Consider the following 23,335-nt stretch of genomic DNA (forward strand, 5'->3'; position numbering starts at 1 on the left):
TCCTCACTCGGCGGCCTGCGGGAAGCCGACTGTCGCCATCGGCTTGAACTCGTGTTTGTCCTTACCGGAGACGCGCTCGGACCAGGGGTCGACCTGTGCGAATTTCTGACTGAAGACGAAGCGCTCGTAATAGGCCTTGCGCTTTTCGGCATCGCCCATGATCTGGCGGCGGATTTCGTCGAGGCCGATGCGCTTGGCCCATTTGTAGATACGTTCGAGATAGCGGGCCTGCTCACGGTACATCTGCGTCAGCGCCACGATGTGTTCGAGCGCCTCGTCTTCCGTCTTGACGAGGCCCAGCACTTCCGTGCCTTTGATGTCGAGACCAGCGGCACCGGCGAAATGGATTTCGAAGCCGCTGTCGACGCAGATGACGCCGACATCCTTGCAGGTCGCCTCGGCGCAATTGCGCGGGCAGCCGGAAACCGCCATCTTCACCTTCGCCGGCGTCCACGAGCCCCACATGAATTTTTCGATGCGGATGCCGAGGCCGGTCGAATCCTGCGTTCCGAAGCGGCACCAGTCGGAGCCGACGCACGTCTTCACCGTGCGCAGGCCCTTGGCATACGCCTGGCCGGAGATGAAACCGGCCTTGCCGAGGTCGGCCCAGACGGCGGGCAGATCCTCCTTCTGCACGCCAAGCAAGTCGATGCGCTGACCGCCGGTGACCTTCACCATCGGGATCTCGAACTTGTCGACGACATCGGCAATCGCGCGCAGCTCGTTCGAACTGGTGACGCCGCCCCACATGCGCGGCACGACGGAATAGGTGCCGTCCTTCTGGATGTTGGCGTGAACGCGCTCATTGATGAAGCGCGACTGATAGTCATCGGCATATTCATCCGGCCAGTCGCAGACGAGGTAGTAGTTCAACGCCGGGCGGCATTTCGCGCAGCCGCAGGAGGTCTTCCATTCAAGCTCCTGCATGACGGCGGGAATGGTCTTCAGGCCCTTGGCTTTTATCAGCCTTCTGACATCGTCATGGCCGAGCTCGGTGCAGGTGCACATCGGCTGGACGGCGGCAGGATTGTAGCTGTCGCCGAGCGTGATCGACATCAGCTGTTCGACGAGGCCGGTGCAGGAGCCGCAGGAGGCCGAAGCCTTCGTGTGGGCGCGCACGTCGTCGAGTGAGGTTAGGCCTCTGGCCGTGATCGTCGAAGTGATCTTGCCCTTGCAGACGCCGTTGCAGCCGCAGATCTCCGCATCATCCGGCAAGGCTGCAACGGCCGCCATAGGGTCCAGCGGCGACCCTCCCTGATAGGCCTGGCCGAAGATCAGGGTCTCGCGCATCTCGGAAATGTCGGTCGCCTTCTTCTTCAGGTCGTTGAACCAGGCGCCGTCGGCCGTCTCGCCGTAAAGCACGGTGCCGATGATCTTGTTATCTTTCAGCACGAGGCGCTTGTAGACCCCGGCCGCCGCATCGCGCAGAACGATCTCCTCGCGGTCGTCGCCATCGGCGAAGTCACCGAGCGAAAACAAATCAATGCCCGTGACCTTGAGTTTCGTCGGCGTGTCCGAGTGCACGAAGGCGGCGCTCGTATCGCCGGCCAGATGCGAGGCGGCCACACGCGCCATCTCGTAGAGTGGGGCGACGAGGCCATAGACCATGCCGCCAACTTCGGCACATTCGCCAAGCGCCATGATCGAGCCGTCCGAGGTCTGCATGCCGTCATCGACGACGATGCCGCGGTTGACGGCGATGCCGGCTTCCTTGGCAAGGCCGACATTGGGACGGATCCCGACGGCCATGACGACGAGCGTGGCCGGGATCACGCGGCCGTCGTCCAGTTCGATCCCCTCGACCTTGCCATCACCGATGATCGCCTTGGTATTGGCCTTGGTGATGACCTTGATGCCGCGCTCCTCGACGGCCTTTTGCAGGAGATAGCCGGCGGCCGGATCGAGCTGACGTTCCATCAGCGTCGGCTGCACATGGAGAACGGTGACATCCATACCACGCAGGCTGAGGCCGGCGGCGGCTTCGAGACCGAGCAGGCCGCCGCCGATGACAACGGCCTTCTCGCGCGACTGAGCCGCAAGCAACATGGCCTGCACATCGTCTAGATCGCGATAGGTGATGACCCCGCGCAATTCCTTGCCCGGAACCGGAATGATGAAGGGGACGGAGCCGGTTGCGATGACAAGCTTGTCGTAGCTTTCGGTCACGCCGTGATCGGAGGTGACCGTCTTTGCCACCCGATCGATGGCGATGATCTTGTGTCCCTTGTAGAGGGTGATGCCGTGTTTGATGTACCAGCCGTCGCCGTGGATGATGATCTGCTCGAAGTCCTTTTCGCCGGAGAGAACCGGCGACAGCATGATGCGGTCGTAATTGACGCGCGGTTCGGCGTTGAAGATCGTGACCTGATAGAGATCCGGCGCTTTTTCCAGCAGGTGCTCCAGCATGCGCCCTGGCGCCATGCCGTTGCCGATGATGACGAGTTTCTGGGTCATGATATCACTCCGCGGCTTCAACGAAGCGGTGGCGTTCGTAGAGGAACTTCAGCACGGCCTCGCGGCATTTGAGGTAGGTTCTGTCGGATGCAAGCTCGATGCGGTTGCGCGGCCGCGAGATCGGTACTTCGAGGATATCGCCGATATGAGCGGCCGGGCCGTTGGTCATCATGACGATGCGGTCGGAGAGCAATACGGCTTCATCGACATCATGGGTAATCATCACCATTGTGCTGCCGAGGCGGGCATGGATTTCCATGACGGCATCCTGAAGATGGGCGCGGGTGAGCGCATCCAGTGCCCCGAAGGGCTCGTCTAGCAACAGGATCTTGGGCTGCATGGCGAGCGCGCGGGCAATGCCGACACGCTGCTTCATACCGCCTGATATTTCCGAGGGACGCTTGTCCTTGGCATGTGCCATCTGCACGAGATCGAGGTTGCGCATGACCCAGTCATGGCGCTCGGCCTTTGTCTTCGTGCCACGGAACACCTTCGAAACGGCGAGATTGACGTTCTCGTAGACGCTGAGCCAGGGCAGCAGGCTATGATTCTGGAAGACCACGGCCCGATCCGGACCCGGTGAGTTCACCTCGCGGTTCTCAAGCAGCACCGCGCCGGCAGAGACCGGCGTCAGGCCGGCAATGAGGTTCAAAAGGGTCGATTTGCCGCAGCCGGAATGGCCGATGATCGACACGAATTCGCCCTTGTCGATGACGAGTTCGATGCCATTCAGGACTTCGGCACGCTGGCCGCCGCGGTCGAAATACTTGTCGATATGATCGAGCTTCAGATAGGCGCTCATCCGGTTCTCCTCAATTGCCAGTCATGCCGCGGGTCACGACGGCACCAAGGCCAGCGACCAGACGATCGAGGACAAAGCCGGTGATGCCGATATAGGCGAGCGCGACGATGATGTCGGGCAGGCGCGACGAGTTCCACGCGTCCCAGATGAAGAAGCCGATGCCGACACCGCCGGTCAGCATTTCGGCGGCAACGATCGCAAGCCATGAGAGCCCGGCGCCGATGCGAAGACCCGTGAAGATGTAGGGGGCGGCCGCCGGCACCATGATGCGGAAGAAGAATTCGATCTGGTTCAGCCGCAGCACCTTGGCGACATTGCGATAATCCTGCGGAATGTTGCGAACGCCGACCGCCGTGTTGATGATGACGGGCCAGATCGAGGTGATGAAGATCACGAAGATCGCGGAGGGGTTGGAATTCTGGAAGGCCGCGAGCGACAGCGGCAGCCATGCCAGTGGCGGCACGGTGCGCAGCACCTGGAAGATAGGATCAAGACCGCGCATCGCCCAGACCGATTGCCCGATCACCGCGCCGACGAGCACGCCGGCAACGGCGGCAAGGCCGAAGCCATAGGCGACGCGCTGCAAGGAGACGAGCACGCGCCAGGCAAGCCCGATATCCTGGGGCCCGTTGTAGAAGAAGGGATAGACGATGAGGTCGTAGCTGTCCTGCCAGACTTGCGAGGGCGGCGGCAGGCTGGCGCCCGGCTGCTCACAGAGCAGCTGCCAGATAGCGAGCAGAAGCACGAGCACTACGAGGGGCGGCAAGACGTTGCGCAGGACTGCGAGCCCGATATGACGGATGTCGATGCGGCGAACAGGGCGGACCGCCAATGTCACGACATGGCTCTTTGCGGGAGCAGGCGTTTGCGCAACGGAGGCTTGCTGTTTGCGGGCGGTTACGGACATTGAACGAATCCTTTTTGGAGGAGAGTGCCGACCATCACGACGCCACCTTGATCGAGAGACTTTCGAGGTAGGCAGTCGGGTTTTCGGGATCGAAAACCTTGCCGTCGAAGAAGGTTTCCTTGCCGCGCGAGGTCGATGCCGGAATGTCCGATGCGGCGACACCGAGTTCCTTGGCGGCGTCGCGCCAGATGTCCTGGCGGTTGACCTGGCCGACCAGCGTCTTGATATCGGTATTGGGCGCGAACTTGCCCCAGCGAATGTTCTCGGCAAGGAACCAGGCGTCATGGCTCTGATAGGGATAGGAAACGCCGCCCTTCCAGAACTTCATGTAGAGATCGGTGCTTTTGGCGATCCGGCCGTTGCCGTAGTTGATGTCGCCCTTGAGTCGGCCGAGCACGTCCTTGGGTGGCACGTTGAACCATTGCCGCTTGCCGAGGATGGTGGCCATCTCCTCCTTATTGTCCATGCTGTCGCACCATTGCTGGGCCTCCATGACCGCCATCAGCAGGGCCTTGGCGGCATTCGGATTCTTCTCGATCCAGTCGGCGCGCATGCCGAGCGCTTTTTCCGGATGGCCTTTCCAGATCTCGCCGGTCGTACAGGCGGTGAAGCCGATGCCTTGGTTGACGAGTTGCTCGTTCCAGGGCTCGCCGACACAGAAGACGTCCATGTTACCGACCTTCATGTTCGCCACCATCTGCGGCGGCGGTACGACGATGGTCGAGACGTCCTTGTCGGGATGGATGCCGCCGGCGGCCAACCAGTAGCGGATCCAAAGATCATGCGTGCCGCCCGGGAAGGTCATGGCCGCCTTGATCTCCTTGCCCGCGGCTCTTTTCGCGTCGAAGGCTGCTTTCAGCTTGGATGCGTCAAGCTGCACACCGGTTTCCGCATATTCCTTTGCGACCGAAATGCCCTGGCTGTCGTAATTAAGGCGCGCGAGGATCGCCATCGGCACGGGCTGGTTGTTCTGCGTCACCTTGCCGGTGTGCATGAGGTAGGGGAGCGGCGAGAGAATATGGGCGCCGTCGATGCCGTTTGCCGCCCCGCCGAGCACGAGATTGTCGCGGGTTGCACCCCAGGATGCCTGCTTGGCCACATCGACATTGGAAAGGCCATGCTTTTCGAACAGGCCTTTTTCCTTGGCGATGACCAGGGGCGCGGCATCTGTCAGCGCGATATAACCCAGCTTCACGTCTGACACCTCAGGTCCGGCGGTTGCTGCGAAGGCACCGGAAGGGAAGGCGGCCTTGACCGCGCCGATCAGGGCTGCGGTGGCGGATGTCTTCAAAAGGTTTCGGCGCGTAACACCACCGGACAAGATCTTCTTCACTTGCAGTCCCCTTGTTTTGCTCGTGACGCGTGGATTTTGGACATAAAAAAACGCCGCTGGGTCGATGCAGCCCGGGACAGGAAGGAAATCCTCGGGGCAAGAACCTTGCGACGTCGATGTCTTTGCGAGCGCGTTTTCCGCGCATTGCTTGCTTCGATCGCCGTTGACCGAAGCGAAATTGAATAAGCAAGCCGCGTGCCAGTTTTTCACGGCGAGATCATGGCATTGTAATTGCTCGATTATTCAGGGGGATGGTCCGATGGCTCCTTTTGCGGGCAGTTGCGATTTCTGCAAATATTTTGAGCGGATGCCATTCATGCGGCTCTCGATCCTGCGCTTATTCTATGCAGAGCAGCATAAGTGGACGCTAGATGTCGTCGCTCGAAGACTGCGTCGCGCTTGTCGTTTTCACGGCAAATCCGGCGACATAGGCGGCGATCTCCGCTGGATCGAAAATATGGCCGTCCATGAAGCGGTCGCCATCCCGGTCACCCTCGATACGGATATCGGCATCGTCGGGAGACGCCTCGCTGCCGAGTGCCCGCCGATAGAGGTCGGAACGGTAGGCCGAGGCCGCCATCTTCATGTTCTGCTCGGAAAATGCGCTTTGCCCCCAGCGTATCATCTGGCTGAAGATCCAAAGCGCGTGGCTCGGGCGCGGATAGTTGGCAAAGCCGCCATGGAAACTGAAATACCTGTCGATGATGCGGCGATGGCCCCTGGCATCAAGGTTGAATTCGCCCGCCAGCACATGGCGGATGATGTGCACGGGTGCTGCAATATAGCGCTGATCGGCAAGCGCTTCGGCAAGGGCGTCATGATTTTCCGGCCGGTCACACCAGCGCGCTGCTGCGTCCAGCGCCACGATAAGGCGCGACACGGTTTCCGGATGGCTTTCGGCCCATTCCGGGCGCATGCCGATCACCTTTTCGGGTGCGGAGGGCCAGATATCCTGCTTGGCCGCGACGATGCGGCCGACGCCTCGTTCGGATGCGACCATGTTCCAGGGTGCGCCGACGCAGAAGCCATCGATAGCTCCGGCGGCAAGCGCGTCGGATGTGAGAGGTGGCGGCACGACGACAAGCTTCACGTCCCGGTCCGGATCGATGCCGCCGGCGGCCAGCCAATAGCGGAATTCGTAGTTGTGCGACGAGAAGGGATAGGTCATGCCAAGCGTTGGCGGCTGCTCCCCGCGCGCCTTCATGGTGTCGACCACTTTCGCAAGCGCCTGCGAATTTTCCAGTGCGCTTGCCTGATCGGAAAGACCTGTTTCTTCGCACATGCGGTCGAACAGCCGCGTCGATAGCGTGATGGCATTGCCGCCGCAGCCGAGAGAGAATGGCGTAATCGTGGGCGAGGGATTCGAGCCAAGCCCGAGCATCGCCGCGACCGGCATCGGCGAGAGCATATGGGCGATGTCGAACTGGCGAAAGGCAAGGCGGTCGCGGACATTGGCCCAGGAGACGTCCTTGACGAGATCGAGGGCGATCCCCTCCTTGCGGGCGAAACCGAATTCCGCCGCCGCAATCAGGACAGAAGCATCGACGAGCGGAATGAAGCCGGCGCGCAATGTACGCGGGCCTTCGCCGGTAATTTGGGCAGGCGCCGAAGGATTGCTGTCGCCTGCCCGTTGGGCTTTGGCGGAACGGGCTGTTTGCACTCTCATATTCACTCCGATGCCTCCCCTCTCAAGGCGACGGACAAGATGGAACTCGGTACGCTCACATCAGCAACCCCGCTGCCGTCACGACGCTTTGCGCGATCTCGGACATCTTCTTCTTCTCGTTCATGGCCGTCTGTCGCAGCAGCGCGAAGGCCTCGTCTTCCGAAAGGCCGCGCATCTTCATCAGGATGCCCTTGGCGCGCTCGACGATCTTGCGTTCCTCCAGCGCCGACTTGGCATCCGCCAACTCCCGCTGCAGCCGGCTGAAGGCATTGAAGCGGCTGACGGCCATGTCGAGGATCGGCTTGACCCTCTCCTTCTTGAGGCCGTCGACGATATAGGCTGAAACGCCGGCCTCGACGGCTGCCTCGATCGAGGCGGTGTCGGAGCGATCGACGAACATGGCAATCGGCCGCCCTACCGTCCGCGTCAGCTGAAACAGATGCTCCATCATGTCGCGATTCGGATTTTCGAGATCGATAATGATGACGTCAGGACGAAGTGTCTCGATCGTGCGTGCGACGCCCTGCACTTCGTGGATAACCGTCACCCGCGCATGACCAGCCTCCCGCAGCCCCTCTTCGATGATCGAGGCGCGGATCGTGTTTTCATCGATCACGAGAATGGTCAGGTCGAGACGGCTCATTGCATCTTTATGACGCAATGCAGCAAGGCGAACAAGTGTTGTTCGCTGAAATATTGGGCGATTTTAAAATCGCCTAAATATTAGGCTATTTCGACCTGTTCTGGCTATTTCCTCATCAACGCTGCCAATAGGCCGCGATGCTGAAGGTGCCGGGATCCCTGACGATCTCGCTCTTGACGAAAGCGCGAACGGCACGGGCCTGCTTCTGTTCGCAGGCAACCCAGACTAAGGTTTCCGGATCGGCCGCAGGCACGATGTCGCGCAGGATGCGTTCCAGCGCATCCGTCGTCCCGGCAGCGGCGCCATTGCGATGCAGCCAGGTGATGTCCATCGATGCTTTTGATGTCAGCGGCTGCTCTTCTTGTTTGTCGGCGACCTCGAGAAAGATGCGCAGCTCGGCATCGGCAGGCACGGAGGCTGCGATGCGGGCGATGGCGGGCAGCGCGGTTTCGTCGCCAGCGAGAACGAGCTTGCGCGCTGTCGGCACGCCGCCACCACCGGGGCCGATCAGGCCGGCACGATCGCCCGGGCGCGCGGTCATCGCCCACGTCGCTCCCGGCACATCGTCGCCTTCATGCACAACGAAATCGATGTTCATCTCGCCGCGGTCAAGATCGATGCTGCGTATCGTATAGGCGCGGATGGTCAGCGCATCATCGCCCTTCGGCCAATGGATGCGGCCGTCCGGCTCCGTATGCGGCCAGACCGGCTCGCGGCCTTTCGGCGGGATGAGCAGGCGGACATGCATGCCGCCCTCGACGAAATGCCTGGCGTCCTCGGTCGCGACGACGACGCGGCGCGTATGCGGCGTGATATTGTAGGCATCGGCGACGCTGATCTCGCGGAAGTTCGGTATGGCAGACGGCTGCGGCCCGTCAGCCCAATCGAGGGCGAGCGTGTGGCTGGTAGAGAGTTCGAACAGGCTTTCGGCGACCATGCTGCGGATCGTGAAGAGCATGGCTGCCGTCGGGCAACGCAGCTTTATGTCGAGACGATCGTTGCTGACGGCGATGTCGGCGCTGCCGATGACGGTATCGAGGCGGGCTCCGGCCACGCTTCGCGTGATGGTGACATGTTCGGCAAAACGCGCGCAGAACTGTTCCAGCAATTGACCGGCATCCTTGTGGGTCGCCACGCCGGAAGCGGTGAAATCCCTTGCATGCATCATTTTTTCGTCTCCTTGCGGGTCAGGAACCAGATGAGATAGGGGCCGCCGATCAGCGCCGCGAACAGGCCGACGGGAACCTCATAGGGAAAGATCACCATTCGCGACAGCCAGTCGGCCAGCACCAGCAGCATGGCGCCAAGCAGCAGGCTGGCCGTTAATTGCTTGACTGTATCGCGGAAGCCGATGAGGCGCCCGAGATGCGGCGCGATCAGCCCGGTCAGGCTGAGCGGGCCGACGAGGAAAGAGGGGATCGCAGTCAGGAGAGCCGCAAGAACTGCCAGAGTGAGGCGGCTTGCTGCAACCGAGAGGCCGATGGAGCGCGAAACGTCGCCACCGAGCGGCAGCACATCGAACCATCGCCGCAGGATCGGCAGGATCGGAACGAGAAGCGCAAGCGAGATGATGCCGGTCCAGGCTTCAAGGGAACCGGCCCGATTGGTGGAGCCCGACAGCCAGGTCAAGAGGAGATAGGCGCGCAGATCGCCGCGTGAGAGAACGACAGTGACGATTGCCATGCAGAGAGCGCCGATGGCGACGCCCGAAAGCAGCAGTCGCTCGGGGTCGAAGCTGCCGCGCGCGCTGAATGCCATCATGGCAAGGAATGCAATCAGCGCGCCGATCGTCATTGCTGTGATCGTGACGACGGGCGAGGGGAATGCAAAGAGAAAGAGCGCGATCGTCAGGCCCGCACCGCCGCCGGCGCTCACTCCCAGGACCTCGGGGCTTGCGAGCGGATTGGCGGTGAGGCGCTGCATGATGAAGCCGGCTGCAGCGAGCATCGCGCCGGCAGTCGCCGCAACGACGGTACGCGGCAGACGGAAAGGCAGAAGTTCCCGAAACTGGCTGCCGATCGCCACGTGCCAGCCATCGAAACTGCGCCCGACCGACAGAACAATGAGGATCAGAAGAACGAAGCCGAGCGCGAGCAAAGCAAGCGCTCGTCCCGGTGCTGCAATAGTCAGCCGCGCCCGAGGACCGCCAACGGCGCGGAGCGCATGGCCGGAATGCAGGCGCCGCAGAAGCAGCAACAGGAGCGGTCCGCCAAGGAGCGCGGTCGCTGCTCCCGTCGGGGCAAGATCGGTGAACCCCGACGAGAGGAGCTGCACCAGGCAATCCGTCAGGAACAGCAGGCCGGCGCCGGCGATGGGGGCGGCGATCAGCAGCTGCCGGGTGCACCGCGCGCCGCAGAATCTGGCGATGTGAGGTGCGGCAAGCCCAAGAAAGCCGATGATGCCGACCTGTGCCGTCACCGAAGCCGCAAGCCATACCGCGAGGGCCAGAATGGCAAAGCGCATGCTGTGCAAGGCAAGGCCGAGGTTCTTGGCGCTGCTGTCATCCAGGCTCATGACAGTCAGAGGACGGACCAGTACCAATGCGGCAGCAAGGCCGACGACCAGGCGCGGCGCAAGCGTGATGACGCCATTCCAGTTTTGCTGGTTCAGCGCGCCGGCGCCCCAGATGAAGACGGACATGGCATATTCGCCGCGCGCGAGAATGATCGTGACGCTAAGTGCGGTTGCTACCAGCGTCACCATCATGCCGCATAGCGCCACCGTCACCGGGTCGAGACCACGTCGCCAACTCAATGCCAGAACGATCAGGACCGCCGAAAGGCCGCCGACAAAGGCAGAGATTTCCCTTGGCAGGCCGATCAGCAACGGAAACAGCCCGACAGCGATCGTCATCGCCAGCTGCGACCCGGCGGCGATCCCGAGCGTCGAGGCGTCGGCGATCGGATTGCGCAAGACTCTTTGCAGCAAGGCGCCGGAAAGGCCGAGAGCCGCGCCGGCTATGATTGCGATCGCCGATCGCGGCAGCAGGCTATCGGTGAGCAAGATATGGTTGAGGGTGGTTGCCTCGCGCACATCGGCGGTAAGCTGTGGCCGCAGGAAGACGAGGGCCGCAAAAGCAAGGATGCAGATAGCACCGAGCAGAGCACCGTTGCGTGCCAGCGATTTGCCTTGGGCAATCACAGGCCGATCAACCATTCCATGCACGGTTGAGTCCTCCTGCAAGGAGATCGGCAAAGCGTTCTGCCGCCGGCAGCGCGCCATAGGGATTGATCGAGCCGAGCATGAGGACACGACCTTGCCGTACCGGCGGAAGCGCATTCCAGAACGCGCTTTGCTGGAGTTCCGCCAGAGCTTCGGCCGGATGCGGCGGGATGAGGACGATCCATGCATCCGGCATGGCGGCGAGCCGCTCAATGCCGACGGGTGCGGTCGCCGAATAACTCGTCAAATCCGGCCAGGCATTGGTCAGGCCGGCGCGGGTGAGAACTTCCCCGAACATGCTGTCGGAGCCGAAGACGCGAAAGTGCCTGGCGTCGCCCAGATTGATCGGCAGAATCGGCCGATGATCGCCCTTGCTGAAACTGGCGCGATAGACTTCGAGCTTCTCGCGCGCCTTATCGACGAGGGCGCGACCCGTCGTAAGCCCGAGCCGCTCGCCGATCGCAAGGGTTGCCTGCTCCGAAAGCTGGTAGGGGCTGGCTCCGGGTTGATAGATGGCGTGGCTCTCGACCGGTGCGATCAGCCGCATGCGATTGTCGGCCCAGGCATAGAAATTGGAATTGAAGATCAGATTTGGCCGGGATGCATAAAGGACTTCGAAGTTCGGCGTGCCGCGCAGCCCGAGATCGGCAACGCCTGCGGGGACGGCCGGGGTGACGGCAACGTCGCGGAATTGTAGTAATTCGGTGCCGGCAACCACATTTGCGCCGATCGCCAGAAGGGTTTCCAGAATGGCCCAATCGAGCGTCGCCACACGCGGGCTCGTCGCCGCGCGCGCAGGCGTCAGGCCGGCGATCGCGCCTGCGGCTGCCATCGCAATGAACTGTCTTCGAAACAGCTTATGAGCGTTTCCTGCTGTCATTGGAAATAGCTGACCAGGCTGCAGCACTGTGACTGGGCAAGCATCCCCGCGCCGACGCGGTAAATTCGCAGCCACTGCGTCGTCATGCGTAAGCGTTGCCTTCGGTTTGAAACGAGTTCGAGGATTGCCTTGCGGCAATCCCCGGTTTCTTGCCATGCTCGAAAATGAAAGTATACTCTAATTCTCAACTTACCACTTCTTGCTGAGCTTGAAGGTGATGGTTCTCGCTTCGCCGTAGCCGCAGACATTCTCGCCGGCGCAGCCCGAGACATATTCCTTGTCGAACAGGTTCGAGACGTTGAGTGCAGCACCCCAGCCCTTCTTCTCGTAGCGGATGCCCGCATCGAAGAGTGTTGCCGAGGGTACGCGCAGCGTATTGGCTTGGTCTGCCCAGGACTTGCCCTGGTAGCGCACGCCGGCGCCGATGCTGACCCCGTCAAGCGCATCACTCGTGAAGGCGTAGTCGAGCCACAGGGATGCGGTGGAATTCGGCACCAGATAGGGCGAGTTGCCGATGATGGAGGAGTCGAGGTCCTTGGTGATCGTCAGATCTGTGTAGGAATAGGAGCCGAGGAGCTTCCAACTATCATCCAGATTGACCTTGCCTTCAAATTCGACACCGCGCGAGCGAACCTCGCCGACCTGGCGCTGCAGGAAGGTGACTGGATCTGTCAGGGCCATGTTCTTGCGGTTAATCTGGAAGATGGAAGCCGTGAACAGACCGTCGATGAAGTCGGGCTCATACTTGATGCCAGCCTCGTACTGCTCGCCCTTCTCCGGCGTCAGGCCGCCACCGGTAACGCTGGTGCCGATCAGAGGATTGAAGAAGGTGCCGGCGCTGACATAGGGCGTGATGCCGTTGGAAAACTCGTAGGCGAGGCCCGCACGGCCGCTTGGCGCTGATGCGTTCGACTTGTAACTCGTGCCGACCTTCGAGTCGGAATTGGTGTCGACAAAGTCGTAACGGCCGTTGAGGGTCACCAGCCAGCCATCGCCGAAGCGCATCTGGTCCTGCGTATAGATACCGAGTTGCTGCTGCGTCATGACCTGATTGAGGTAGACGAAGTTGGTTCCCTGCGGCGTGCCGTAGACCGGGTTCGTTGCGCTGATCGGATTGGAGCCGCAGCACGCCTGGATCTGGTCGAGGCGGTAGATCGAATAGTCCGTGCCGATCAGGAAATCATGGCTGATCGGGCCGGTATCGAACTTGTTTTCCGCGCGCGTGTCGACGGAGAAGGTATCGACCTTGGAGCGCTCGAAGAAGCCGATGCGGTTTAGCATGTAGTTGGGATCGTCATAACCAGGGCTGAGCGGATTGCCGTCGACATAGCCGTTCAGATACGGGCCTTCCTCGCGCTTGTAGAGGTGACCGTAGCGCGCATTCTGCGACACGGTCCAGCCGCCGTCGAAATCGTGCGAGAATTCGTAACCCAGCATCTGCTGGGCATATTTGAGATTATCGATGCTTCGCTCGCCATAGAATGCGTCGCGCTTGATCTTGCCGAAGGGCGCATCGACAACGGTGCCGACGTAAGGGAAGAAGCCGTTGCCGCTGTGGATTTCGTCGAGACCGCTCAACATGCCGAAGACGGTGAGCTTGGTGGACTCGTCAGGCGAGATGGTGACCTGCGGCATGATGAAGCCGCGCAGGTCATGGGTGCCGTCGCTATAGGTGTCGCCGCCGGCAATCTTGCCGGTCAGGCGGTAGCGATAGACGCCGTCGGCCGAAAGCTTGTCGGAGAAATCGAAGCCGACGAAGGCATTGCCGAGATTGTTGATGCCGATCTCGGTCGAATATTGAGGAGTGTCCGTCGGCTCCTTGCGGACCATATTGACGAGGCCGCCCGGATTGGCGCCGCCGTAAAGCACGGAGGAAGGCCCCTTCAGCACTTCGACGCGCTCGAGCATATAGGGATCGATCTGGAAGCCGCCGAAGCCGTAGCTATAGAGCGTCAGGCCATTCATGAAAACGCCGCTCTGCGTCGCGTCGAAGCCGCGAATGTAGAACCAGTCGGTATCGCCATCATTGCCGAAGGGCTGCGCGGTGACGCCGGGCGTATAACGCAGAGCCTCGTCCACCTTGTTGGTGATGCCGCGATCCTGCATTTCCTGCTGGCCGATGACGGAGACCGATTGCGGTACCTCGGTGATCGGCGTGTCGGATTTCGAGCCCGACGTGGTCTTCTTGGCGACATAGCCCTTGACCGGCGCGGTGCCGCTGTCTTCGCTCTTCTGTTGCGAACCCTGAATAACCAAAGGCTGCAGCTCCGTCGGCGTTTCCTGCGCCATGACACTGGAGCCTGCCAGCAGCGCGATAATGGCTACGCCTGCCGCCATGAACCGCGCTCGCGATACGTCCTGCTTCAATCCCTGCATTTTAGTTATTTGTCCCGAATTCTTGCGCCCGTACGGCTCGTGGCCGATCCCTCGATAAGATGAGCAGTTAACTCATATTTACGGGCACGGCTTGTCTGTCATGGGGGAAATTGAATGTTTTTGGGCAATTCTCCGCAAAACGTGCAATTGCTCGCGGACTGTGGTTTTCAGGCAAGCCTGCTCCGCTTCCAACTGGCGGGCGCGGTGCCGACATTCTTGCGGAAGACACGGGTGAAATGCGCCTGATCGGCAAAGCCGGTTTCGACGGCGACGGTCGTCAACGGCATCTTGCTGTTCAGAAGAAGATGCTTCGCCCGTTCGAGCCTGGCCTGCGTTTGCCATTGATGCGGCGGCAGACCCGTCGACGCCTTGAAGGCGTGGCTGAAATGCGACTGCGAGAGGCCGGTCAGCGCCGCCAGTTCTTCCAGCCGGATGGCGCGCGTGCAGTTCTCTTCGATATAATCGACCGCGCGCCGCAGCTGCCAGGTAGCAAGGCCGCTGCGTTTGCGTGGCTGGGTTCCGCGTAACTGCAGCACGTCGATCAAAAGCGAAAGCGTCAGACCATCGCCGTAGAGATCGTGCAGCGGCTCGGGGTTTTCACATTCGGCGGCGATAAGCTCGGCGAGCGCCATTACCCGCGGGTCGTTGAAATGCAGCTGCGGCCGGTCGAGCTGTGCCGGATCGATATTTTCCATCAGGCGTTGGCTGACAACCCCAGCATCGAAATGAATATCGAGGTGGCGCACGAACTCGACGCCTGCCATGTCGACCCAGAGCTCCATGCCGGCGGGGATATAGGAGATGCGACCGCTACTATAATCCTGCAGCTGGGCCTGCGCGCGAGGCGAGGGGCGGACATTGGTCTTGCCTGCACCACGCTGTTCCAGAAGGATGAACAGGCGCGGATCGCGTGCCACATAATATCCGCCGGCCTGTGCGGCGCAATTGACGTTCCAGATATCGGCAACCATGCCGTTCCAGTAGCGGCGATGCATACCGCCGATGACGGAAAAGCCTCCGATCTTGTTCTGCATTCTCGGCTGAAACGTCATTTGCTGCTTCCGGCGTCGCCTTTGTGCAATAATCCTTCAAATTAAACTCAAGTTATTATAGCAACACTGCCCGGATAGCAATCCGCATGGTCGCGAGGGCGATTGCTATGCAAAAATATCTCCACCCGCGTCTCCAAAGACAAACGGGATGCCCTTTCGAGCATCCCGCCTTTGAGATCGATACTGCCGACTTGGGGTCTGTATCCTAGAACAGACCTGCCAATTTCACCGTTTTTGCATCGGGCTGAAACGAAGCCTGGATCACGTTGGACGGCTGATGGTTGGGAGATGGCTGAGGCGCAATGGCATGTGCCGGCCGGGTAGCCAGGCTCTGAGCCGGGCCGCAGCTTCCGGAGCTCGTTTTCTCGACCCGAGGTTTGCCGCTGCCGGAGCTGAAATACTCCACGGTTCGAGTGCAGGTGCCCTTGGCCGATGTGGTGGAGATGACCGTATATCCTTTCACGCCTGTGGGGAGCTTCGACAGATCGATCTTCATGAGATTATCCGAGCCATCCGGCCACGGCGCGAAAAGATGGGGATCATTCATCAGGGCTGCAGCCTCGCGATCCATGGCAGCCGAGATACGTTCTATGTCGGCGAAGGGCGAGATGTCGTCGAATGGAGCAAAGCCCGCCATCGACGCCGGATCGTCCCGGAAGGTAATCGTCGGTGGCTGAGCGCCGCTGTAGCGGATCAATTCCAGCGAGCCGTCCGGCAGGCGAACTGTCATTTGGTGCGTATTGGCGGATTGCTCAATCTTCTGCTGAGCGACGGCCTGGCTCGCCAATCCTGTGGCTGTGATAAGGCCGGCGCCGATAAGAAATGCATTGCGGAGGGTTAGCACGATGATCTCCTTTGCGTTGAGAGCATGTCGGATCGGCTCCCGCTTGAATGGCTTGGAGCGCCGATCGATGCGACCCTTTCGATCTTGGTCTCGCCTCTGCCAAATTTATGGCAGTGACTGCGGCACCGTGCCGCAGTCGGGCCGCACTGATGTCAATCCTGCGTGATAAGCCCGTGACAGAAGCGTCGCGTGAACGCTTCCGCACGCGAAAGCGGGCCTATTCGCTCGTTTTGAGCTCCGTGAGACAACGCAAGCTTGAAATTTCCCTCGTCTTCCGCCACCTGTGCGGCGCGACTTTTTTATTCCCAGGAGACTAGACGCTTATGACGACCACCACCGCAGAAAATACCGCCGAGAGCCACGTTTTCGAGGCCGACGTTGCCCGCCTTCTGCATATGATGGTTCACTCGGTTTATTCGGACAAGGATGTCTTCCTGCGCGAGCTGATCTCGAACGCGGCCGATGCCTGCGAGAAGCTGCGCTACGAAGCGATTGCCCATCCCGGCCTGCTTGCCAACGATCCCGACAGCCGCATCCTGCTGACGCTCGATGCCGATGGCGGCAAGCTCGTTGTCGAGGATAACGGCATCGGCATGAGCCGCGACGAGATGATCGAGGCGCTCGGCACGATCGCCCGCTCAGGCACGCGCGCCTTCATGGAGCGTATCGAGGCCAACAAGCAGGGCGAGGGTGCGCAGCTCATCGGCCAGTTCGGCGTCGGCTTCTATTCCTGTTTCATGGTTGCCGACCGCGTCGACGTCATCTCGCGCCGCGCCGGTGCCGAGGATGCCTGGCTCTGGTCTTCGGACGGCAAGGGCGGCTACAGCGTTGCGCCTGTTGACGTCGGCGAAGCGCCGGTGCGCGGCACCCGCATCACGCTGCATCTGATGGAAGATGCCAAGAGCTATGCTTCGCGCTGGAGCGTCGAGCGTATCGTCAAGGAGCAGTCCGGCCATGTCCCGGTGCCGATCAAGATCGCGGAGAAGCCCGGCGAGGAAGCGACGCAGCTGACCGACGGCACCGCGCTCTGGACGAAATCGAAGAACGACATCACGTCCGAGGAATATACCGATTTCTATCGCGGCGTTTCCGGCCAGTATGACGAGCCGGCGCTGACGGTGCATTTCCGCGCCGAGGGCCGCCATGAATATTCCGCGCTTGCCTTCGTGCCCGGTTCGCAGCCGTTCGATCTCTTCGATCCGGATCGCAAGGGCCGCATGAAACTCTATGTGAAGCGCGTCTTCATTACCGATGAAGCCGAATTGCTGCCGCGCTATCTCCGCTTTGTGCGCGGTCTCGTCGATACGTCCGACCTGCCGCTCAACGTCTCGCGCGAGATGATCCAGGAAAGCCCGATCCTGACTGCGATCCGCAAAGGCGTGACCAATCGCATCATCACGGCGATCGAGAAGCAGGCCGAGAGCGATCACGACGCCTTCCTGAAGATCTGGGAGAACTTCGGCAGCCTCATCAAGGAAGGCCTCTACGAGGACTTCGAGCGTCGCTCACAGCTTCTGGCGCTCTCGCGCTTCCGCACGACTACCTCGGGAGATGGCTATCGTTCGCTCGCCGATTACGTCAGGGATGCGAAGGAAGGTCAGCAGTCGATCTATTATCTGGTCGGCGGCAGCCTCGAGCAGCTGAAGGCGTCGCCGCAGCTTGAAGGTTTCCGTGCCCGCGGCATAGAAGTTCTGTTGTTGACCGATTCCGTCGACAGCTTCTGGGTGACCAATGCACCGGAATTCGAAGGCAAGAGCTTCAAGTCGATCACGCAAGGCTCGGCTGATCTCGCCCAGTTCAAGAAGCAGGATGAAGACAAGCCGGAAAGCGAAAGCGCACCCGCGGACGTGCAGGCTTTCCTTGACTATGCCAAGCAGAAGCTTGCCGACGAGGTATCCGATGTCCGCGCCTCCGACCGCCTGATCGAAAGCGCTGTCTGCCTCGTTGCCTCGGAGCAGGGCTATGATCGCCAGCTAGAAAAGATCCTGCAGGGGGCCGGCCGCCTGCAGTCCGGCGCCAAGCCGATCCTTGAGATCAACATGGATCACCCGGTCGTCAAGGCGATTGCCGCCAAGGCGGATGCGCCGTCCCTGCGCGACGATGCTGCCTTCCTACTGCTCGATCAGGCTCGTGTTCTGGACGGCGACAAGCCTGCCGATCCGCGTGCCTTTGCCGAGCGGCTGGCGCGTTTGATGGAGAAAGCGCTGCAGTAATCCCATGGAGATCGGCACGGTTCGAAGCAGCCGTGTCGATCTGCTTCGCAGAGGCCTGCGATGGCGCTCGATTTTCTATGACTCAGAAAACTTGTCTAGAAAAATCATCTTTTTGTTGCGGTGTAAGAATTCTTCTTCTATAGGTGACGCAGATTGGCTTGATATCGTCCAGCCACGTAAGCGTTAACGTCACTCAACGCGTATGATCGAACGGCTCTGCGGCTTCGGTCTGCGCGACTGTGTCCTGCGGATCGAGATCGAGGCGCCTCGAAAGGACACCCATGGGTACCCCCCATAATTCAAACCCGGCCGTCTCCACTCCGAAGATCGAGCGCGTGCGCCATGAACTGAAGCGGCGCACCCTGACTGTAACTGCCATCGACAGGATCACGCCCGGCATGCTGCGCATTTGGCTGGCCGGCGAAGATCTCGCCGATTTCGTCAGCCTTGCGCCCGACGACCACATCAAGGTGATGGTTCCAGGCGTCGGCGAGGAGATGGAGCGGCGTGACTATACGCCTCGCCATTACGACACCGACGCGCGGACACTCGTCCTCGATTTTGCCGTCCATGAGGCAGGCCCTGCCACGCAATGGGCGCTCGACGCTCGCGTCGGCGACAGGCTGGAGATCGGCGGTCCCCGCGGCTCGGCCGTCGTGTCCGCAGATATCGAGAACTGGCTGCTGATCGGCGACGAGACGGCGCTGCCGGCCATCGGCCGCCGGATTGAGGAGGCTCGTATAGGGGCGCATATAACGGCGATCGCCGCGGTTGCCGATGCTCATGAACATCAGGCATTTCAAACTGATGCGCAGCTGGATATGCGCTGGGCATATCGGCCTCTTTCGGAAGCGGCGGATCCGTCCTCGCTTCTGAAGATATTGCAGTCGATCGATGTGGTGCCCGGCACGTTCGTCTGGATCGCCGCCGAAGCCTCCGTTACGCGCGCCTTGCGCTCCTATCTCGTCGAAGACCGCGGCTATCCGCTGAGCTGGATCAAGGCGTCCGGCTATTGGGTCAAGGGCAAGGCGGACACGACGGAGAAATTCGATTGAACGCGGGAGGCAGGCGGCAAGATGCCGCTTGCTCATCCTAATATGATGGGTCAGGCATCTTGCCGGAACAGGCTGCTGCCCCATTTCATGGCGCAATTGTCCCGCAAGTGGACAAGGCGTTCCGCGATAAGGTTGAGTTCACCGAAACTGCATTCTGGATAGATTTCGACTTCTTCAATTGCATGGGATCGTCGAAGGTTAGGCTTGAAGCGGGAATAGTGGCGAAGCCATAGGCGATCGCTTTGCAGGTCCATGCGCCGAGCGGGAGGCGGTGCTTTGGGCGTCATGTAAATCCTGCCGTACGCGACGGCCAATGTTGAGGATCGACGCAAGGTGCTTGCCGTCCCGAAAGACCCGCCGCAAACATTCGTTGCGCTGATGCTGTCGGCGCTTCGCAGGGCCTTCATCGGCATCGCCCTAGCGAGCGCCGCCATAAACGTGCTGGCGCTGACCGGCTCCTTCTTCATGCTGCAGGTCTATGATCGGGTCATTCCGAGCCATAGCCTGCCGACGCTGTCCGGTCTCGTCATCATCGTCGTGACCCTCTATCTGTTTCAGGGCGTCATCGAATTCCTGCGCTCCATGCTGCTTGTGCGCATCGGCATGTCGCTCGACGAGCGTCTAAACAGGAAGGTCTTCGGCGCGCTTCTGTTCCTGCCGAGCAAAAAACAGACATCGGACGATGGGCTGCAATCCGTGCGTGATCTCGAGCAGATCCGCTCCTTCCTTTCCGGTAGCGGTTCGACGGCGCTGTTCGATCTGCCATGGGTGCCGTTCTATCTGCTCCTTTGCTTTCTGTTCCACTTCTGGATCGGCTTTACAGCTCTTTGCGGTGCCTTGTTGCTCGTCGGCATTACCGTGGCTGCCGAAATGCTGTCGCGTCGACCGGCGCTGGAGGCGGCCAAGTCTTCGGCGGCGCGCCTCGGCTTTGCTCAGGCTGCGCGGCGCAACTGGGAGGCTGCTATTGCCATGGGTTTTTCTGGCCGCCTCACCGATAAATGGGCTGTTATGAATGAGGATTATCTCAGTCACCAGGCGATAGCGAACACCCGTGTCGGCGCGCTGACCATCGCCGCCAAGATTGCACGCATGATGCTGCAATCCGGTGTGCTTGCCGTCGGCGCGATCCTCGTCATTCGCCAGGAAGCGACGGGAGGCATCATCATTGCCAGTTCGATCTTGGTGACGCGGGCGCTGGCGCCCGTCGAGCTTGCGATCGGCCAATGGAAGGGTTTTGTGGCTGCACGCCAGGGCTGGACGCGGCTTGCTGCACTCCTCGATGCAGCGCCGCCCGAGAAGCAGGCTTTCGCCTTGCCCGCGCCGTCGCGGGAGCTCAGCGTCGAGAATATCACCGTGACGTCGCCCGGCAGCCGCGATCTTATCCTGCGCAATGTCTCGTTCAAGATATCGGCGGGAACCATACTCGGCGTCATCGGCCCGAGCGCATCAGGCAAGTCTTCGCTGGCACGTGCGATCGCCGGCTTGTGGCCGGTTGCAATCGGCTCGGTGCGGCTCGATCGCGCCGCTCTTTCGCAATGGGATACCGATGAGCTTGGGCAGCATATCGGCTATCTGCCGCAGGATGTGGACCTCTTCGACGGCACGATCGCCGAGAATATTTCGCGTTTTGCCGAGGGCATGCGAACCGAGTCGATCATTGCGGCGGCGAAGGCGGCGGGTGTCTTTGACATGATCGTCAAGCTCCCGGATGGCTTCGATACCAAGATCGGCGAAGGCGGATCGCGCCTGTCGGCCGGGCAAAGGCAGCGTATCGCCCTGGCGAGGGCGCTTTATGGCGATCCCTTTCTGGTGCTTCTCGACGAGCCGAATTCCAATCTGGATGCGGAAGGCGAAGCGGCACTGACGGCGGCGCTTGCAGGTGTGAAGGAGAGGGGTGGCATTGCGATCGTCATTGCCCACCGGCCAAGCGCTCTTGCCGCCGCCGATATGGTCATGATCGTTGCCGGCGGCCAGGTCCAGGCATTCGGACCGAAGAAGGACATCCTCGGTCCGTCGCCCAAGCAGCTCGCAACGGCTCATCTGGCCATCGCCGGCGGGGAGACGCACGGATGATCGGCAAGGCCCCGTCATCGAACGAACGGACGATCCGCCGCCTGTCGCTGTTGGTGATAGCTGCCATTCTGCTGCTGTTCGGCGTCATGGGCGGCCTTGCCGCCGCAACGAAGATTTCTGGCGCGGTCGTCACCTCTGGCACGCTCGTCGTCGACAGCTATGTAAAACCAATAAAGCATTTGAAGGGCGGGATCGCTCGTGCGATCCTGGTGAAGAACGGCGATCATGTCGCCGCCGGCCAGGTGCTCGTCCGGCTTGACGACACCCAAACTAGAGCCAACCTCTCGATCATCCGCAAACGGCTTAACGAACTTTCTGCCCGCACGGCGCGTCTGGCAGCGGAGCGCGACGGCCGACAGGATATCGACTTTCCGGCCGATCTGCTCTCGTTTGCTGAAGATGCTGATGTGGCAGCTATCATGGCAGGCGAGCGACGGCTCTTTCGCGATCGTCAGATATCGCGTGACGGGCAGAAGTCGCAGCTTCACGAGCGCATTCAGCAGCTCAGGCAGGAGATTGACGGTCTCGTCGCTCAGGAAGAGGGCAAGCGGCGGGAGATCGCACTCATTGCCAAGGAGCTCGGCAGCCTACAAGGCCTGCTCGATCAGGGCATCATTTCGGCGACGAAGGTCTACTCGTTGCAGCGGGAAAGCGCTTCGCTGAACGGCGATCTCGGAAACCTAGTCTCGTCCATTGCCCAGACCAAAGGCAAGATTGCGGAAACCGAGCTGCAGATCCTGCAGATCGATGCCGACCGCAGTTCGGAAGTATCCGAGCAATTGCGCCAGGCGGAAAGCGATAGCGGCCAGTTTGCCGAGCGCCTGATCGCCGCCGAGGACGATCTGAAGCGGATCGACATTAAGGCGCCGCAGGCGGGGATTGTGGATCAGCTAAGCGTCCATGCCGAAGGGGCTGTCATTTCGCCGGCAGAGGCGATCCTGCAGATTGTTCCGGACAAGGACGCGCTGGTCGCAGAGCTGAAACTCGCTCCCCAGGATATTGATCAGATTACGGTAGGGCAGGCGGTATCCCTGCGTTTTCCTGCTTTCAATCAGCGGATCACGCCGGAATTGAACGGGCAGGTCGATACCATTTCCGCGGATCTGGCGACGGATCAGCGTTCGGGCCAAAGCTATTATGTCGTGCGAGCAAAGGTGGCGAAGCCGGAATGGGATCGGCTGGGGCAGCTTACTCCGCTGCCCGGCATGCCTGTGGAGGCCTTTCTGCAGACAGGCCAGCGAAGCGTCCTTGCTTATCTGACAAAGCCGATGACCGACCAGATCAGGCGAGCGTTCAAAGAGGATTAGGCATATAGGTGCATCGGCTCAGAATTGTGATGCGCGGGAGCGCTATTGCTCACAGCGATCAATTGCACAGCGGTCGACGCAAATGCTTCATCGCTTGACTTTTGAGGAGGGTAACATGGATCGATACAAGGGCGGTTGCCTATGCGGCGACCTCCGATTTGTGGCATCGGGTAGGCCGTACCGGGTCGGTCTCTGCCATTGTCTCGACTGTCGCAAGCATCATGGTGCGCTTTTTCATGCCTCTGCGATATTCCCCGAGCGCGCGGTCAAGATCGACGGCGAAGCCCGGGATTATGCCGGCCGCTTCTTCTGTCCCCGCTGCGGCTCCTCCGTTTTTTCCCGCACCGCGGATGAAATCGAGATAAGTCTGGGCTCCCTGGATGCTCCCGACCAGCTAAAGCCCACTTACGAGCTATGGACCATCCGTCGCGAATCTTGGCTGCCGCCTTTTCCGCTCGAGAAGCGATACGCACGCGATCGCGAGGGTACCAGTCGCTTCGAGGAATAGCTCCCGATGACGGTCGCTTTCGGCCGGATCGATCCGTCCGAAGCACCTGGTTTGACGCAC

General features: G+C 60.9%; 17 protein-coding genes. 5 read left to right on the forward strand and 12 right to left on the reverse strand.

Going from position 1 to position 23,335, the window contains the following annotated elements; genetic code table 11:
• Window positions 1-3: 3 nt before the first annotated feature.
• From nirB to PH558_RS07620, 12 genes are all read right to left on the reverse strand, one after another.
• Entirely contained in the window at window positions 4-2,454 is a 2,451-nt protein-coding gene (gene nirB, locus PH558_RS07565; RefSeq protein WP_095436894.1) for a nitrite reductase large subunit NirB, read from the reverse strand.
• Between the two features lie 4 nt (window positions 2,455-2,458).
• Window positions 2,459-3,256 carry an ABC transporter ATP-binding protein gene (locus tag PH558_RS07570; protein WP_095436893.1) on the reverse strand — a complete coding sequence of 266 codons (798 nt, stop codon included), beginning with the start codon at window positions 3,254-3,256 and terminating at the stop codon, window positions 2,459-2,461.
• 10 nt (window positions 3,257-3,266) lie between these two features.
• Window positions 3,267-4,163, reverse strand: a complete 897-nt coding sequence (ntrB, locus tag PH558_RS07575; RefSeq protein ID WP_095436892.1) for a nitrate ABC transporter permease — start codon at window positions 4,161-4,163, stop codon at window positions 3,267-3,269.
• 34 nt (window positions 4,164-4,197) lie between these two features.
• Window positions 4,198-5,496 carry a CmpA/NrtA family ABC transporter substrate-binding protein gene (locus PH558_RS07580; protein ID WP_113407803.1) on the reverse strand — a complete coding sequence of 433 codons (1,299 nt, stop codon included), beginning with the start codon at window positions 5,494-5,496 and terminating at the stop codon, window positions 4,198-4,200.
• Between the two features lie 367 nt (window positions 5,497-5,863).
• Window positions 5,864-7,162, reverse strand: a complete 1,299-nt coding sequence (locus PH558_RS07585) for a CmpA/NrtA family ABC transporter substrate-binding protein (RefSeq protein WP_113407570.1) — start codon at window positions 7,160-7,162, stop codon at window positions 5,864-5,866.
• A 55-nt stretch (window positions 7,163-7,217) separates the two neighbouring features.
• Complete coding sequence (locus PH558_RS07590; protein WP_095436890.1) at window positions 7,218-7,805, reverse strand: ANTAR domain-containing response regulator; 588 nt, start codon at window positions 7,803-7,805, stop codon at window positions 7,218-7,220.
• A 115-nt stretch (window positions 7,806-7,920) separates the two neighbouring features.
• Window positions 7,921-8,973: a siderophore-interacting protein gene (locus PH558_RS07595; RefSeq protein WP_285203142.1), complete on the reverse strand. Its 1,053-nt coding sequence runs from the start codon at window positions 8,971-8,973 to the stop codon at window positions 7,921-7,923.
• The gene (gene fhuB / locus PH558_RS07600) at window positions 8,970-10,961 is read right to left on the reverse strand and encodes a Fe(3+)-hydroxamate ABC transporter permease FhuB (protein WP_285203798.1); all 1,992 of its coding nucleotides are present in this window, start codon (window positions 10,959-10,961) and stop codon (window positions 8,970-8,972) included. Before fhuB ends, PH558_RS07595 begins: the two co-directional genes overlap by 4 nt.
• A complete protein-coding gene (locus tag PH558_RS07605; protein ID WP_285203143.1) occupies window positions 10,954-11,799 on the reverse strand; it encodes an ABC transporter substrate-binding protein in 846 nt (281 codons plus the stop codon). The genes fhuB and PH558_RS07605 overlap by 8 nt, the downstream gene beginning before the upstream one ends.
• A gap of 237 nt (window positions 11,800-12,036) precedes the next feature.
• The gene (locus tag PH558_RS07610; protein WP_285203145.1) at window positions 12,037-14,223 is read right to left on the reverse strand and encodes a TonB-dependent siderophore receptor; all 2,187 of its coding nucleotides are present in this window, start codon (window positions 14,221-14,223) and stop codon (window positions 12,037-12,039) included.
• 167 nt (window positions 14,224-14,390) lie between these two features.
• A complete protein-coding gene (locus PH558_RS07615; RefSeq protein WP_285203149.1) occupies window positions 14,391-15,275 on the reverse strand; it encodes an AraC family transcriptional regulator in 885 nt (294 codons plus the stop codon).
• Between the two features lie 205 nt (window positions 15,276-15,480).
• Complete coding sequence (locus PH558_RS07620) at window positions 15,481-16,119, reverse strand: hypothetical protein (RefSeq protein WP_285203150.1); 639 nt, start codon at window positions 16,117-16,119, stop codon at window positions 15,481-15,483.
• 323 nt (window positions 16,120-16,442) lie between these two features.
• Between PH558_RS07620 and htpG the strand changes: the two genes are divergently transcribed.
• The 5 genes from htpG to PH558_RS07645 all read left to right on the forward strand — a co-directional run bounded on the left by htpG (window position 16,443) and on the right by PH558_RS07645 (window position 23,275).
• Window positions 16,443-18,332: a molecular chaperone HtpG gene (gene htpG, locus PH558_RS07625; protein ID WP_285203151.1), complete on the forward strand. Its 1,890-nt coding sequence runs from the start codon at window positions 16,443-16,445 to the stop codon at window positions 18,330-18,332.
• A 281-nt stretch (window positions 18,333-18,613) separates the two neighbouring features.
• Entirely contained in the window at window positions 18,614-19,387 is a 774-nt protein-coding gene (locus PH558_RS07630; protein WP_285203153.1) for a siderophore-interacting protein, read from the forward strand.
• A gap of 333 nt (window positions 19,388-19,720) precedes the next feature.
• Complete coding sequence (locus PH558_RS07635; protein ID WP_285203154.1) at window positions 19,721-21,460, forward strand: type I secretion system permease/ATPase; 1,740 nt, start codon at window positions 19,721-19,723, stop codon at window positions 21,458-21,460.
• Window positions 21,457-22,767, forward strand: a complete 1,311-nt coding sequence (locus PH558_RS07640) for an HlyD family type I secretion periplasmic adaptor subunit (protein ID WP_285203155.1) — start codon at window positions 21,457-21,459, stop codon at window positions 22,765-22,767. Before PH558_RS07635 ends, PH558_RS07640 begins: the two co-directional genes overlap by 4 nt.
• Window positions 22,768-22,882: 115 nt before the next feature.
• Window positions 22,883-23,275 carry a GFA family protein gene (locus PH558_RS07645; RefSeq protein WP_095436880.1) on the forward strand — a complete coding sequence of 131 codons (393 nt, stop codon included), beginning with the start codon at window positions 22,883-22,885 and terminating at the stop codon, window positions 23,273-23,275.
• Window positions 23,276-23,335 lie beyond the last annotated feature (60 nt).

This window comes from Rhizobium pantanalense, from assembly GCF_030182525.1.
Lineage (GTDB): Bacteria > Pseudomonadota > Alphaproteobacteria > Rhizobiales > Rhizobiaceae > Rhizobium.

Bases quoted from the DNA above. Each gene is read 5' to 3' on its own strand.
- nirB (WP_095436894.1), bottom strand. From the start codon at position 2,454: ATGACCCAGAAACTCGTCATCATCGGCAACGGCATGGCGCCAGGGCGC.
- PH558_RS07570 (WP_095436893.1), bottom strand. From the start codon at position 3,256: ATGAGCGCCTATCTGAAGCTCGATCATATCGACAAGTATTTCGACCGC.
- ntrB (WP_095436892.1), bottom strand. From the start codon at position 4,163: ATGTCCGTAACCGCCCGCAAACAGCAAGCCTCCGTTGCGCAAACGCCT.
- PH558_RS07585 (WP_113407570.1), bottom strand. From the start codon at position 7,162: ATGAGAGTGCAAACAGCCCGTTCCGCCAAAGCCCAACGGGCAGGCGAC.
- PH558_RS07590 (WP_095436890.1), bottom strand. From the start codon at position 7,805: ATGAGCCGTCTCGACCTGACCATTCTCGTGATCGATGAAAACACGATC.
- PH558_RS07595 (WP_285203142.1), bottom strand. From the start codon at position 8,973: ATGATGCATGCAAGGGATTTCACCGCTTCCGGCGTGGCGACCCACAAG.
- fhuB (WP_285203798.1), bottom strand. From the start codon at position 10,961: ATGGTTGATCGGCCTGTGATTGCCCAAGGCAAATCGCTGGCACGCAAC.
- PH558_RS07605 (WP_285203143.1), bottom strand. From the start codon at position 11,799: ATGGCAGCCGCAGGCGCGATCGCCGGCCTGACGCCTGCGCGCGCGGCG.
- PH558_RS07610 (WP_285203145.1), bottom strand. From the start codon at position 14,223: ATGCAGGGATTGAAGCAGGACGTATCGCGAGCGCGGTTCATGGCGGCA.
- PH558_RS07615 (WP_285203149.1), bottom strand. From the start codon at position 15,275: ATGACGTTTCAGCCGAGAATGCAGAACAAGATCGGAGGCTTTTCCGTC.
- htpG (WP_285203151.1), top strand. From the start codon at position 16,443: ATGACGACCACCACCGCAGAAAATACCGCCGAGAGCCACGTTTTCGAG.
- PH558_RS07630 (WP_285203153.1), top strand. From the start codon at position 18,614: ATGGGTACCCCCCATAATTCAAACCCGGCCGTCTCCACTCCGAAGATC.
- PH558_RS07640 (WP_285203155.1), top strand. From the start codon at position 21,457: ATGATCGGCAAGGCCCCGTCATCGAACGAACGGACGATCCGCCGCCTG.
- PH558_RS07645 (WP_095436880.1), top strand. From the start codon at position 22,883: ATGGATCGATACAAGGGCGGTTGCCTATGCGGCGACCTCCGATTTGTG.